This window comes from Paenibacillus marchantiophytorum (genome assembly GCF_014640555.1).
In the GTDB taxonomy this organism is placed as follows: Bacteria; Bacillota; Bacilli; order Paenibacillales; family NBRC-103111; genus Paenibacillus_E; species Paenibacillus_E marchantiophytorum.
In genome coordinates this window covers 56,155-68,303 of sequence record NZ_BMHE01000019.1, presented here as the reverse complement: position 1 = coordinate 68,303, position 12,149 = coordinate 56,155, and the positions used below count along the sequence as shown (strand labels likewise).

The window sequence follows — 12,149 nt, the reverse complement described above, 5'->3', positions numbered from 1 at the left end:
TTGTTTAATCTTCGATTTAAGACCCCTATCTATGATATGATAGAACAAACTACTATAAAGGCAGGTATGTATTCCACATGATTAATGTTAATAACGTGACGCTTCGCTACGGCAAGAGAGCCCTATTCGAAGACGCCAATATTAAATTTACCCCAGGCAACTGTTATGGTCTGATCGGCGCAAACGGTGCAGGGAAATCTACTTTCCTCAAAATTCTTTCCGGTGAAATCGAGCCGAATACAGGTGAAGTCAGCATTACGCCAGGCGAGCGTATGGCTGTTCTGAAACAGAATCATTATGAGTTTGATGAAATTGAAGTTTTGAAAACAGTAGTAATGGGTCACTCGCGGTTATTTAAAATCATGGAAGAGAAAGATGCGCTGTATGCCAAAGATGACTTTTCCGAAGAAGATGGCATGAGAGCCGCTGAACTTGAAGGAGAATTTCAGGATTTAGATGGCTGGCAAGCAGAATCAGATGCCGCTGAGCTTCTAATCGGACTGGGTATTCCTACAAGCCTTCATGATACGAAAATGAAAGACGTTGATGGCAATGAGAAAGTGCGTGTCCTCTTGGCGCAAGCTTTGTTCGGTAATCCGAATATTCTTCTCCTCGATGAGCCTACCAACCATTTGAACTTGGAATCGATTCGTTGGCTGGAGCACTTCTTGTCCCGCTTCGAAGGCACTGTTATCGTGGTATCCCATGATCGTCACTTCCTGAACCAAGTATGTACGCATATCGCAGATATTGATTTTGGTAAAATTCAAATGTACGTCGGTAACTATGACTGGTGGTACGAATCCAGCCAATTGGCGCTTCGATTGACGAGAGATGCCAACAAGAAAACCGATGAGAAACGCAAAGAGTTGGAAGCTTTTATCGCACGTTTCAGCGCGAACGCATCCAAGTCCAAACAAGCAACGTCCCGTAAGAAACAACTCGAGAAGCTTACACTTGAAGATATTCGTCCTTCGAGCCGTAAGTACCCGTTCATCCACTTCAAAGGTGAGCGTGAAGCCGGTAAACAACTGCTTGCCGTTGAGAGTTTGTCCAAAACGATTGATGGCGTGAAAGTGTTGAATAACTTGACGTTTACGATTAACAAAGGGGACAAAATTGCCTTTGTAGGCCCGGATGGGATTGCCAAAACGACGCTTTTCAAAATCCTCATGGGTGAAATGGAAGCGGATGAAGGCACATTTACATGGGGGGTTACCACTTCCCAAGCGTATTTCCCTAAGGACAGCCAAGATTACTTCAACTCGGAACTGAACTTGGTAGACTGGCTGCGTCAATACTCCAAAGATCCAGACGAATCGTTCATTCGCGGATTCTTGGGCCGTATGTTATTCTCAGGGGAAGAAGCCTTGAAGAAAACAAATGTCCTATCCGGAGGAGAAAAAGTTCGCTGTATGTTCTCCAAAATGATGCTAAGCGGCGCCAATGTGCTTATTCTCGATGAGCCTACGAACCATTTGGATTTGGAGTCCATCACAGCACTTAATAACGGACTTGTCGATTTTGATGGCACGATGCTGTTTGTGTCTCATGACCATCAGTTCATCCAAACGATCGCTACTCGCGTAATGGAAATTACGCCAAAAGGTCTTATCGACAAAATGCTTACGTATGATGAGTATCTGGAAAGTGAAGATGTCAAGAAACAACGCGAAACGCAATACGCGTAAGCCAATAAAAAAGCGCCCTGATGTGAAACTCTCAGGGCGCTTTTGACGCATGCAAAGCGTGATTTAGCTGCCGCCAGTACGACGACGTTGATTGTTGACTTTTTTGGTCATTTGACTTTTACCGCTTTGATTGCCATTTCCAGCTGCTTTCGGGTTGGCTCTAGCCTCAGCTTGATCGGCTTTCTTTTGGGCGAGCTTTTGTTTGATTGCATCAGCTAGACTGACTTTTTTGGGACCTTGTTGTTCTTCTTGTTGATCTTGTGGCTTGTCTGACATAGGAACACCTTCTTTACGTGGTATGTTCTAAGTATAATCGAATCAGCGAAAAGATGAAAGAAGGTGCCCAGATGTTTGATCCAACGATCTATGACAATATCAAAGTCGTGTTGGAAGGAGCCGTTTATGATCTCGATTTGGATGGTCATATTTTAATTACAAGGCGGGAAGATCTTGTTGATTTGTCTTCCATGTCACGCACTTATGCGATTGAATTTGCCAGAAAAGTGGATAAGCCCAGCAAAGCGGAAATAAATTTGAAGGTTCATTTAAGCGATTTGGCGGCTGAAATTTTAGAAAACCCAACAGCCAAGCCTGGCTGTACGTTAACCATCAAGCTGTTTACCAAAGTGAATGATCCGACCTTGGCGTGCAAGCAAATTGAAGAGGAACTAGGTTTGATCTGGGAGCATCGCCCGCAAATCACCCAGTTGATTTCATACAAATATGGAAACCAAGCGAGTTATTACAGCAATCAAATTACATTGTCTTTTGGTCGTAAAGTGGATGAAAGCCAGATCGATGATTTCCCGGACCTGATTAACTATGCGGCTGACAGTCTGTTTTGGTTGGATGAAAGAGAGGATTAAGATGCAAGATTTGACCCAGCAGGCGTTATTGAACCGAGTCAACAACCTTGATGATGGCGCTTTTGCTGTATTTCTGTATACACCATTCTGCGGTACTTGCAAAATTACGGAGCGAATGCTAGAAATTATTATGACGATGCAGCCTGCTTTGCCGCTTGTCAAAAGCAATATCAATTTTCTTCCGCAAATCAGCCGTGAGTGGCAAATTACTAGTGTTCCGTGTATAGTCATTTTAGAAGCAGGGAAAGAGAAAGAAATGATGTATCGCATGCAGTCGGTAGATGAGTTGTACCGCAGATTATTGCCATTATTGAAAGCATAACGAACGAATGAAAGGGATGGATAACGATGAGTAGTTTTCAAATAGGAGATCGAGTGACCGCGGAATACAAAACAGGAACTTATTTTGGTGAAGTTGTGGAATTGACGACAAGTATGAAAGCGGCTGTCCGTATCCTGGCTGTAAAGGAACATCCAACACAGGGAGATTTGCATAATCCGATGGATCCAAACGTGCCTTTTTTCCATCAGCGCAGAGCACTGGCTAACCAAGAGATTGCTTTGATGCCAATTTCAACGATTCGTCTATATGCGGGGAACGTGCCTGAGTATCAAGATTCTCTGAAGAGAGCGTTATCGGCGCAAATCAGTAAGCTGTCGGACATGGAAGCATGGTCGCGACGCTCTCTGCAGGAGCTTGATCAGCTGCAAAAGGACTATTTTCCTGAAAAAAATTAGGAAACTTCCAGATATAATTTCGTGCCATCGTTATATTTGAAAATAGCCACATCGCCAATGATCTCGATCATCGAGATCATTTTTAATTTCTTGCGAAATTCAAAATGAAGCTCAAACTCTTTCAGTTTACTCGACAGCATCTCTATGTGGGAATGGCGATGTGTGAAATTATGAACCGGGATGGATTTGTTTTTGAATCTAATATGAATTGCTTGCATGTTAAGCCCTCCTTCACGTTTTCCCGGAGGAAAACTGACCTAGTAAGCATTCGTTCTTACTTCCGGTCTACATAGTAAGCATACATTTCAAATGTTAGATATGTTTGAGACAAACTATTAAAAAAGTTTTAGCAACTTATTATATGTAAAGGAACGCCCAAAGTGGGCTAGTTCCACAAAGATTAATTACAAGATTTACAAGGGAAAAGTCTGATGCGGATAATAATGGCAAAGGGAATTCGGATAATGACGAATCGTCCGATGACTGGATTGAATACTCGCAATCGAAGGAAAGTGTTGTGAGCACTCACGATACAGCCTGTAAACGTTCCAGCTAATGACTGGACGACGACGATACGCCCCACATTTTTGTGAGCGATTTCGCGAATCGTATGACGTTTATGGTGTGGAATACATTTGGTTGATTTTAATGTACGTTCCATTGGTTTCAACTCCTTTTTCCAAGATAATATATAAATATGTCTTTCCTCTGAAAAGGATTGGACTTTCCAGTTGCGAGGAAAGTTAACGACACTTATAATAAATAAGATTGTATTGAACTAGTTCTGGAGGTTAGCATAATGACGACTGGTAAACCAATTCGCATAGGAATTATTGGCTCAGGAAATATAGGCAATGTACATATGGAAGTATTGAAAAAAGTGCCCGAGGCACAAATCACGGCTGTTACAGATGCCTATTTGCCGCTTGCCGAAGCAAGAGCCAAAGAACACGGTATTGAACGCGTGTATTACAGTACAGAGAAGCTGTTGGCGGATCCTTCTATCGATGCTGTGGTGATTGCTGTATCAAATGAATGGCATGCTCCAATTGCGGTACAAGCTTTGGAAGCTGGCAAACATGTGATGCTGGAGAAGCCGATGGCATTGAATCTTGCATCAGCCAAACAGATTGTGGAAGCCGAGCGCAAAGCAGGCAAGATATTGATGATACCTCACCAACTGCGTTGGGATACGTTATCCATGGCTGTGAAACAGCAGGCGGAAAAAGGGGCGCTTGGTCATATTTATCATGCAAAAGCTGGTTGGTTGAGAAGAAAAGGGATTCCAGGCTGGGGAACTTGGTTTACCCAGATGGATAAATCAGGCGGCGGACCGCTGATCGATCTTGGTGTCCATATGCTGGATTTATCGCTGTATTTAATGGGCAATCCCAAGCCAGTTTCCGTCTATGGAGCGACTTATGCGGAATTCGGTCCTCGCAAAAAGGGCATTGGCTCCTGGGGAGCGCCGAATTGGGCAGGTCATTACGATGTAGAAGATTTAGCAACCGCTTTGATCAAATTAGATAACGGAGCTACTTTGTCGCTTGACGTTAGCTGGGCAGCGCTTATTGAAACAGATAGCCAGCCTTATGTGCAGCTTCTCGGAACCGAGGGCGGGGCTTCCATTCGCGGAACAAAAGGCAAGCTTTTTGCAGAAATGTTTGATCGTGAAGCTGACGTTGAACTTACAGTCCCGGAGCTTGACGAAGGTCCGCGCGTCAGAATGGCCCGGCATTTCCTATCGTGCATTGAAAGCGGCTTACAGCCGATTACGTCAGTTATGACTGGCTATACGAACAATTTAATACTGGATGCGATTTACCGTTCTTCGCAGACCGGCAATGAAGTGAAACTGGACTGGAACATCGAGTAGATAGGAGCTGCAGCAAGTGAACTGGGAGTTATTTAGCATCATTGGAACAATTGCATTCGCGGTGAGTGGAGCCATTGTTGCGATGGAAGAGGAATATGATATATTAGGCGTTTATGTTCTCGGTCTGGTGACAGCTTTTGGCGGAGGGATTATCCGCAACTTATTAATTGGCAAGCCGATCGTTCTTCTATGGGAGCAGGGGTTGTATTTCCAGATTGCCTTGTTCGCAATGACACTTGTTTTCTTTATGCCTGTTCGATATATCAAAATGTGGAAAACGTGGGAAGCTTTTTTCGATGCCATCGGGCTTGCTGCATTCTCCATTCAAGGTGCTATCTACGCAACGAATATGGGGCATCCGCTCAGCGCGATTATCGTAGCTGCCGTGCTCACAGGGATTGGCGGAGGCATGATCCGGGATGTTCTGGCAGGCCGCAAACCGCTCGTTCTCAAGGATGAGATTTATGCTGTTTGGGGAATGCTCGCGGGTGCATTAGTCGGGCTTGGCTGGATGCAAGGAACTTGGCAGCTTGCCGTACTCTTTGTTCTAATCGTAACCTTACGAATGCTCTCTGTCTTCTACAAATGGAAGCTGCCAAAGCGTTCATTGCGAAATGCATTACCTGAAGGAACGCGTAGGTCGGAGTTCTAAATTAGTTTGAATCAAAGCTAGGAAGGAGGGGGTTCATCTGGAAGCATCATTGTCCACCATGCACAAGATTTCTGCAGAGGTGATTGCCGCGCGCATCACTTCGGTGAAGGAGCTGCTCCAAACGGAGCTGGACCTCTATGAAGTATCCAAAGATGTCGAAACGGGCGAACATTATCTCCATTATGCTTATATGCACCGCGACTTTTCGAGTACAGGGGAACCGGAATCCTTTCATTATTTGCTGCCTATTGTGAATGATGACGTTATTGGGATGATTGTTGGCGAACAGGGCTATGCGTATCCGGAGCATTGGCGCAGCTCTTTTCTGCGTAACGGTCCAGAAGGATTTTATATCTGGTTTGATCCTTCTCACGAACTGCAGGCATCAGAAGATGAAGCGATAGCTGCTGATTTAATGCAGAAGCTGCGATCCTTCAAAGAAAACGGCGTGACAGATCCGGAAGCGGTTCGTAAATTGCTTGAAGAAATTGATCAAACACGCAAAAAGGAAGAGTAATCAACCGAATATCGTTATCCAAAAGCTTGCATGGCCTCAAAAAGGCAGCAGGCTTTTTTTCTTTGGTAAAAATCAGGTTAAATGTCCATATTAACGTTATGTCAGTTGATCTGGAAGGGGGGAATGTGGGAATCATGCCGATAGATTCGTATGAATTTGCTAATCTGGATGCGCGGGAAGATCTCCTAGAAGATCTACGCAGCCTCGAGTCGCGTATGAAGGACGAGTTAGGTTATGAAGTTGCTCTGATTGCGTATACCCAGGAGATCAAAGAAACGGCCAAGGCTTGATGTTCGTTAGAAAGAGGGGTTCTTATGAGGAAAAAGCTATTCAAATTCGTCGCATCCGCGGTGCTCATCGGTTTAGTAACAGGCTGCGGGGCAGCTAGTCCGCACAATCAGGCTGGAGCAAGCTCCTCCAATCCCCATGCTGGAAGCTGGGACACGAGTCTTAGAAATAATGAAAATGCCTCACTTGGCGCTAAAAGTGTGAACCAATCTCCTCAGCCTTCCATGAAGGTGGCTACAATCGATAACATTAAAGCACACACGAACACACATCTGACGATGAACCGCGATTTGGCGGATCAAGTTATCCAAGCAGCGCATCTAGGCTCAACAGCCATTGCCCTTACGGACAACAACATCTATGTAGCCGTTGATATGGGCGGTATGCAGGCGATGAGCGCCGATGATGGCGTTAAAATGTTGAGCAAAACCAATGATCCCGAGATTGGAGCAGGTTTATTCGGTTCCGGAGCAGGTTCACAGTTGGATTGGCTATCTGCCAAGCCATTGCCTGCCGAAAGTTCGAATGCCATTAAGCATTTGCTGACGCGGATTTATCCGGACGCCAACATTTTTATTTCTACGAACCCGCATTATGTGAATCGGATGCTGTTTTATGACGGTCAACAACGCAGCAATAAACGAATGGACCCTTTTTTGAATGAGTTTAATACGATGGTTCAATATACGTTTCCAACCTATTCGACAGGACAGAAAAACATATTGCCTTAACAAACTACAAGGTCTCCCCCAGCTGATGGCTGGGGGTTTTAGCATTCTAGGCAGAAGGCTTGACAAGCTAACCTTTCCTGATAAATAGTAAGAGGAACAACAGAAAGTTTCAGGAGAGGACTATGAATCATGCTAAGGACAGCGGGAGTACCCGAAATCATACATGAGCAATTGGAACAAATGATACAAAGCAGAAGTTCAATTCCTGACGAGGACGAACGTAAACTGATTGGTTCAGCCGCATTTGAAGTACCTAATGAAGATATTTTAGCCGATGCTTTGATTGCGCTCTTTCTGAACAAAAATGTGCTGCTCAAGGGTCCTACCGGGTCAGGTAAAACAAAGCTTGCAGAGCATGTGTCCGCACTTTTTGAACAACCGATGCACGCTGTGAACTGTTCAACAGATTTGGATGCCGAAGCTTTACTCGGATTTAAGACGCTTGCGCACGACGAACAGGGGAAAGCGCATATCGTATTTATCCCAGGGCCAATTATGAAGGCGATGACCAAAGGCCACTTTTTGTACATAGATGAGATTAACATGGCTAAACCAGAAACGTTATCCTTGATTAACGGGGTACTGGATTACCGGCGATCGATAACAAATCCGTTTACAGGAGAAGTCGTTACCGCCCACCCTGACTTCAGGGTCGTTGCAGCTATTAACGAAGGGTATATGGGAACCGTGCCGCTCAACGAGGCTCTCAAAAATCGCTTTATTACGATTGATGTTCCCTATTTGCAGGGAGATGCTTTATATCATCTGCTTAAAAGCAAATCTGTTCTGCAAGATGAGAAGCAGTTGAAAACCTTTGTGCAGCTTTCGGCCGATTTATTGACGCTCATTGAGATGGGGCAGCTTCCTGATGAAGCGGGCTCTATTCGAGCCCTGTTGGATGCTTGTGATTTGACAGCGTACATTCCTCCCTTGCGGGCAGTTGCTCGGGCAATTGCAGATAAATTGGAGGATGAAAGGGAACGTGCTGCCGTCATTAATGCGGCGGAAACGTTATTCTAAGCCTATGTTCGTAGGGAAATTGAGTTTGTTAGACGATAAAGTGGACGCCATGCTGCAGATGCAGCTTGTAGATTTGGCGAGGATGTTTACCAAGCGTAAAGAGGTTGAGGTGGAATCAGCTTTCCATGCGGATTATGAGGAAGAAGCCGCGCGTATCAAGGTGAGTCAATTTTGGTGGGACTATCCGCCGATCGATAAAGCTGCTGGCATGAAAAGCGATGTTTACTTGCGCGGGATTGGCAGTGCATGGTTTACAGGAGCCGAGGCTGTCCAAGCGTATTTACAATTCTGCCAGCAATCGAAGTATCCTAAACTCGCGAACAGTCTCTTCGCACTATGTGAAGACATGCGCTTGGAGCGTATTTGCCGAGCTCGGCGACCGGGAACTGCGCGCGTTTTTGCTCATCGGCATCGGATTCTATGCGCTTATTTTCAGCATAAGTTGAAGTCGCATTTGAACAAAAGCGAGTTCGCTGACGCTGTTGTGCTATTTACTTATGGCTGGTTTACAGGAGTAGACTGGAAATTCGCTGAGGCAGATGAAGTGAGCACTCGAATGGTCCAGTTATTTCCTTTGCTAGAGCAAATGGAAGAAGCTGAACATACGGCAGAGGTTGCAGCTTGCTGCGAGGCGATGTTGGACTCGCTGAGTGTTTGGGTGGACCGTGACGCTGTGGCTGCCTACTTCTGGACACAGCGCGGCAGCGGCGTGGCGGAGCCGCTGCCTGCGGGCTACAAAGGCGAGCTCAAGCGCGCGAAGCGGCTCGCCAATGAGGATGTGCTCCCCGAGTTGGAGGGGGAGCGTCAATTACCGGGCCAGGAGCGTCTGCCGACCTGGCACCGCGAGACCAGTGACCGCAGCCCTGGGCTGCTGCGGTTCGAGCTGGAGCGCGGCTCACGCACCGCCGCGCAAGGGTCTGCGCCCCGCGAGGGCGATGCCGCCGACCAGGCGCTCGCCATCGCCCAGGGGCGATCGCTGCGCGCCCAGCGCACCGGCGCCGCCTCCGGCCGGCGCGAGAGCCTTGCCGTGCCCGCTGCCGCGGGGCACGGGGCGGGCGCTGTCGCCGCGTACGCGACGGCGACGTGGCTTGCGCCAGGGCGGCCCACTGCTGCGCAGGAGGCCGCCTACAGGCGCCTGAGCGAGCGCGCAGCGCCGCTCGCGAAGCCTTTGCAGCGTGCGATCCGGCGCACGCTGGAGCAGAAGCGGATCGCCCCGCGCGGCGATCGCTTATTCGGGCGGCTCGACAAGCGGCTGACGCGAGCCTTCACGCAAGAGATGCCGCGCCTCTTCTACAAGAAGCGCGCGCCGGTTCCGCAGCTCGACGCAGCGTTCTCGCTGCTCGTCGACTGCTCCGCGTCCATGTACGACAAAATGGACGAAACCAAGCTAGGTCTCGTGCTGTTTCACGAGACGCTGCACACCCTGCGAATCCCGCATGAAATCGTGGGCTTCTGGGAGGACGCGGACCGTGTTACCGACAAGGAGGCGCCGAACCTGTTCCAGGTAGCCGTTGACTTCTCCTCTTCGCTCACGTCCGGCAGCGGAGCAGCTCTGATGCAGTTGGAGCCGCAGCAGGACAATCGCGACGGCTTCGCAATCCGTCAGATGACCGAGCGGCTGCTGCGCCGCACAGAGCGGCAGCGCATCCTCATTGTCTTCTCGGATGGGGAGCCTTCGGCAGCCAATTACAACGATATCGGCATTCTCGATACCTATGAGGCCGTGATGAATGCGAGGCGCCTAGGCATTGAAGTCATTAGTATTTTTCTGGCGAGTGGGGTTATTCATGAAACACAGCGGATTATGATGCGAAATATGTATGGACGCAGCAGCATTGTCGTTCCGCATGTCGATGAGCTGCATGAGCAAATAGTGCCGGTTTTGCGTAAACTTCTGCTGAAATCTATCTTTTAATGTCGAAATCCATTACAATAGATCAGGGTATTTTATGAATGATAGGGAGAAGTACCCTGTATCTCTGAGTTGTTCGTTTTTTTCTACATATATAGCGCGTCTTTGTTAGAAGATCTGAGATTGGGCAAAATGAAAGGGGAAATGTTCGTCATGTACGGAGCTCCGTTATCGAATAAAGCTAAGAAAATCATGCTATTAGGTTCAGGAGAACTAGGCAAAGAAGTGGTGATTGAAGCACAGCGCCTCGGCATTGAGACGATCGCTGTCGACCGCTACGCGAATGCCCCAGCCATGCAGGTTGCACATCGCAGTCATGTGATTAATATGCTTGATGGAGAGCAGTTGAGAGCATTAATCGAGCAAGAACGACCTGATCTTATCGTCCCGGAAATTGAAGCGATCGCAACACCTATTCTTGTTGAACTTGAGAAGGAAGGCTATCGTGTTATCCCCACGGCAACGGCATCCCGCTTGACCATGGACCGTGAAGGGATTCGTCGTCTAGCTTCCGAAACGCTGGAACTGCGAACAGCCAAATATGCTTTCGCCAACAGTTTGGAAGAACTCCATGCGGCTGTTGCAGAAATCGGCACACCTTGTGTGATCAAACCAATCATGAGCTCTTCCGGCAAAGGACAAAGCGTCTGTCGAACTCCCGAACAGATTGAGCAATCGTGGAACATCGCCATGGAAGGCGGACGTGCCAAGAGCGCTCGCGTGATTGTGGAAGAATTCATTCATTTCGAATCGGAAATTACACTGCTGACCGTTCGTTCTGTTTCAGGAACAACCTATTGTGAACCTATTGGCCATATCCAAAAAGAGGGAGATTACATTGAGTCTTGGCAGCCTCATGCCATGACCGAGCAACAAATTCTAGATGCTCAGCATATGGCTAAAACCATTACCGATGCCCTCGGTGGTTATGGCATTTATGGGGTTGAATTATTTTTAACCCAAGATGGTGTTTATTTCAGCGAAGTTTCGCCTCGACCGCATGATACGGGGATGGTCACAATGGCAACGCAGGATTTGAGTGAATTTGCGCTGCATGCCAGAGCGATTCTTGGTTTGCCTATTACAGGAATTCGCTTGTTGACACCAGGAGCCAGCTATACGCTCAAAGCAGATCGTGAGCAGGTGGCCTATACGATCAGCGGACTCGAAGAAGCGTTATCCGTTCCGAATACGCAAGTTCGTGTATTTGGCAAGCCGGAAACGAAAGTGGGCCGTCGAATGGCCGTTGCACTGAGCAGTGGCAGTACAGTGGAAGAAGCGCGCAGCCTTGCTAAGCAAGCAGCTGGGAAGTTGACTTTGAACTACGAATAGTAGCACCCTAGTAACATCAGGAGGAACATACTGTGGAAGCCAAACCAGCAAGACTCTCCAGAACAATATTGACGGAAATTATTTTACCGGCAGATACGAATTATCATAATACTGTATTTGGCGGCCGTGTGATGCAATATATCGATAAGGTTGCCACGATTGCTTCCATGCGCCACTGTCGCAGAGCTGTCGTTACAGCCTCCAGTGACAGCTTGGATTTCTTTGCCCCGGTTAAACTGGGGGAAGCGATTCAGCTTGAGGCCTTCGTTACGTGGACACATCGCAGCTCTATGGAAGTATTCGTGAAAGTGGAATCGGAGAATTTGCTGACAGGTGAGAAAAAGCGCACGGCGACTTCCTATTTGACCTTCGTCGCCTTGGATGAGCATGGACAGCCTTGTCCAGTGCCTGAGATCATCCCTGAGACGGATGAAGAAAAACGTCTGTTTGAGACAGCGGAAACAAGGTTTGCTGCTCGTAAGCTTCGCAAAGAGGAACGGAATGCGAATTTGTAAGGACTGCCATA

16 protein-coding genes are annotated in these 12,149 nt (G+C 47.5%); 13 read left to right on the top strand and 3 right to left on the bottom strand.

What is annotated here, in order from left to right; genetic code table 11:
- Window positions 1–77: 77 nt before the first annotated feature.
- Window positions 78–1,691: an ABC-F family ATP-binding cassette domain-containing protein gene (locus IEY34_RS18575; RefSeq protein WP_189013877.1), complete on the top strand. Its 1,614-nt coding sequence runs from the start codon at window positions 78–80 to the stop codon at window positions 1,689–1,691.
- Between the two features lie 63 nt (window positions 1,692–1,754).
- On the opposite strand, the gene IEY34_RS18570 is transcribed toward IEY34_RS18575, so the two are convergent.
- A complete protein-coding gene (locus IEY34_RS18570; RefSeq protein ID WP_189013875.1) occupies window positions 1,755–1,967 on the bottom strand; it encodes a hypothetical protein in 213 nt (70 codons plus the stop codon).
- 71 nt (window positions 1,968–2,038) lie between these two features.
- Here IEY34_RS18570 and IEY34_RS18565 point away from each other — a divergent pair, with 71 nt between their 5' ends.
- From IEY34_RS18565 to kapB, 3 genes are read left to right on the top strand one after another with little or no spacing between them, the layout of a single operon-like run.
- Window positions 2,039–2,557: a hypothetical protein gene (locus tag IEY34_RS18565; RefSeq protein ID WP_189013873.1), complete on the top strand. Its 519-nt coding sequence runs from the start codon at window positions 2,039–2,041 to the stop codon at window positions 2,555–2,557.
- Window position 2,558: 1 nt separating this feature from the next.
- A complete protein-coding gene (locus IEY34_RS18560; protein WP_189013871.1) occupies window positions 2,559–2,879 on the top strand; it encodes a thioredoxin family protein in 321 nt (106 codons plus the stop codon).
- 26 nt (window positions 2,880–2,905) lie between these two features.
- Window positions 2,906–3,295 carry a kinase-associated lipoprotein KapB gene (gene kapB, locus IEY34_RS18555; RefSeq protein WP_189013869.1) on the top strand — a complete coding sequence of 130 codons (390 nt, stop codon included), beginning with the start codon at window positions 2,906–2,908 and terminating at the stop codon, window positions 3,293–3,295.
- Here the strand turns inward: kapB and IEY34_RS18550 are convergent.
- Together IEY34_RS18550 and IEY34_RS18545 are read right to left on the bottom strand one after the other, a co-directional pair.
- Window positions 3,292–3,513, bottom strand: coding sequence for a hypothetical protein (locus IEY34_RS18550; RefSeq protein WP_189013867.1), 222 nt, complete (start codon window positions 3,511–3,513; stop codon window positions 3,292–3,294). The genes kapB and IEY34_RS18550 overlap by 4 nt on opposite strands.
- 182 nt (window positions 3,514–3,695) lie before the next feature.
- Window positions 3,696–3,956 (bottom strand): hypothetical protein, encoded by a 261-nt coding sequence (locus IEY34_RS18545; protein ID WP_189013866.1) that lies wholly within the window; start codon window positions 3,954–3,956, stop codon window positions 3,696–3,698.
- A gap of 138 nt (window positions 3,957–4,094) precedes the next feature.
- On the opposite strand from IEY34_RS18545, the gene IEY34_RS18540 reads away from it, so the two are divergent.
- The 9 genes from IEY34_RS18540 to IEY34_RS18500 all read left to right on the top strand — a co-directional run bounded on the left by IEY34_RS18540 (window position 4,095) and on the right by IEY34_RS18500 (window position 12,138).
- Window positions 4,095–5,171, top strand: a complete 1,077-nt coding sequence (locus tag IEY34_RS18540; protein ID WP_189013865.1) for a Gfo/Idh/MocA family protein — start codon at window positions 4,095–4,097, stop codon at window positions 5,169–5,171.
- A 16-nt stretch (window positions 5,172–5,187) separates the two neighbouring features.
- On the top strand, window positions 5,188–5,823 hold the full coding sequence (locus tag IEY34_RS18535; RefSeq protein WP_189013864.1) for a trimeric intracellular cation channel family protein: 636 nt from the start codon (window positions 5,188–5,190) through the stop codon (window positions 5,821–5,823).
- A 58-nt stretch (window positions 5,824–5,881) separates the two neighbouring features.
- Window positions 5,882–6,340 carry a hypothetical protein gene (locus IEY34_RS18530; RefSeq protein ID WP_189013863.1) on the top strand — a complete coding sequence of 153 codons (459 nt, stop codon included), beginning with the start codon at window positions 5,882–5,884 and terminating at the stop codon, window positions 6,338–6,340.
- 134 nt (window positions 6,341–6,474) lie between these two features.
- A complete protein-coding gene (locus IEY34_RS18525; RefSeq protein WP_189013862.1) occupies window positions 6,475–6,630 on the top strand; it encodes a hypothetical protein in 156 nt (51 codons plus the stop codon).
- Between the two features lie 24 nt (window positions 6,631–6,654).
- Complete coding sequence (locus IEY34_RS18520; RefSeq protein ID WP_189013861.1) at window positions 6,655–7,359, top strand: hypothetical protein; 705 nt, start codon at window positions 6,655–6,657, stop codon at window positions 7,357–7,359.
- Window positions 7,360–7,488: 129 nt separating this feature from the next.
- Complete coding sequence (locus IEY34_RS18515; RefSeq protein WP_189013860.1) at window positions 7,489–8,379, top strand: ATP-binding protein; 891 nt, start codon at window positions 7,489–7,491, stop codon at window positions 8,377–8,379.
- Complete coding sequence (locus tag IEY34_RS18510; RefSeq protein WP_229757718.1) at window positions 8,330–10,294, top strand: vWA domain-containing protein; 1,965 nt, start codon at window positions 8,330–8,332, stop codon at window positions 10,292–10,294. Before IEY34_RS18515 ends, IEY34_RS18510 begins: the two co-directional genes overlap by 50 nt.
- A 150-nt stretch (window positions 10,295–10,444) precedes the next feature.
- Window positions 10,445–11,623, top strand: a complete 1,179-nt coding sequence (gene purT / locus IEY34_RS18505) for a formate-dependent phosphoribosylglycinamide formyltransferase (RefSeq protein ID WP_189013987.1) — start codon at window positions 10,445–10,447, stop codon at window positions 11,621–11,623.
- A 32-nt stretch (window positions 11,624–11,655) separates the two neighbouring features.
- On the top strand, window positions 11,656–12,138 hold the full coding sequence (locus IEY34_RS18500; RefSeq protein WP_189013858.1) for an acyl-CoA thioesterase: 483 nt from the start codon (window positions 11,656–11,658) through the stop codon (window positions 12,136–12,138).
- The last annotated feature ends 11 nt before the right edge of the window (window positions 12,139–12,149 follow it).

Excerpts from the sequence above, each read along its gene's own strand:
- IEY34_RS18575 (WP_189013877.1), top strand. The coding sequence starts at position 78 with ATGATTAATGTTAATAACGTGACGCTTCGCTACGGCAAGAGAGCCCTA.
- IEY34_RS18570 (WP_189013875.1), bottom strand. The coding sequence starts at position 1,967 with ATGTCAGACAAGCCACAAGATCAACAAGAAGAACAACAAGGTCCCAAA.
- IEY34_RS18565 (WP_189013873.1), top strand. The coding sequence starts at position 2,039 with ATGTTTGATCCAACGATCTATGACAATATCAAAGTCGTGTTGGAAGGA.
- IEY34_RS18560 (WP_189013871.1), top strand. The coding sequence starts at position 2,559 with ATGCAAGATTTGACCCAGCAGGCGTTATTGAACCGAGTCAACAACCTT.
- kapB (WP_189013869.1), top strand. The coding sequence starts at position 2,906 with ATGAGTAGTTTTCAAATAGGAGATCGAGTGACCGCGGAATACAAAACA.
- IEY34_RS18550 (WP_189013867.1), bottom strand. The coding sequence starts at position 3,513 with ATGCAAGCAATTCATATTAGATTCAAAAACAAATCCATCCCGGTTCAT.
- IEY34_RS18545 (WP_189013866.1), bottom strand. The coding sequence starts at position 3,956 with ATGGAACGTACATTAAAATCAACCAAATGTATTCCACACCATAAACGT.
- IEY34_RS18540 (WP_189013865.1), top strand. The coding sequence starts at position 4,095 with ATGACGACTGGTAAACCAATTCGCATAGGAATTATTGGCTCAGGAAAT.
- IEY34_RS18530 (WP_189013863.1), top strand. The coding sequence starts at position 5,882 with ATGCACAAGATTTCTGCAGAGGTGATTGCCGCGCGCATCACTTCGGTG.
- IEY34_RS18525 (WP_189013862.1), top strand. The coding sequence starts at position 6,475 with ATGCCGATAGATTCGTATGAATTTGCTAATCTGGATGCGCGGGAAGAT.
- IEY34_RS18520 (WP_189013861.1), top strand. The coding sequence starts at position 6,655 with ATGAGGAAAAAGCTATTCAAATTCGTCGCATCCGCGGTGCTCATCGGT.
- IEY34_RS18515 (WP_189013860.1), top strand. The coding sequence starts at position 7,489 with ATGCTAAGGACAGCGGGAGTACCCGAAATCATACATGAGCAATTGGAA.
- IEY34_RS18510 (WP_229757718.1), top strand. The coding sequence starts at position 8,330 with ATGAAAGGGAACGTGCTGCCGTCATTAATGCGGCGGAAACGTTATTCT.
- purT (WP_189013987.1), top strand. The coding sequence starts at position 10,445 with ATGTACGGAGCTCCGTTATCGAATAAAGCTAAGAAAATCATGCTATTA.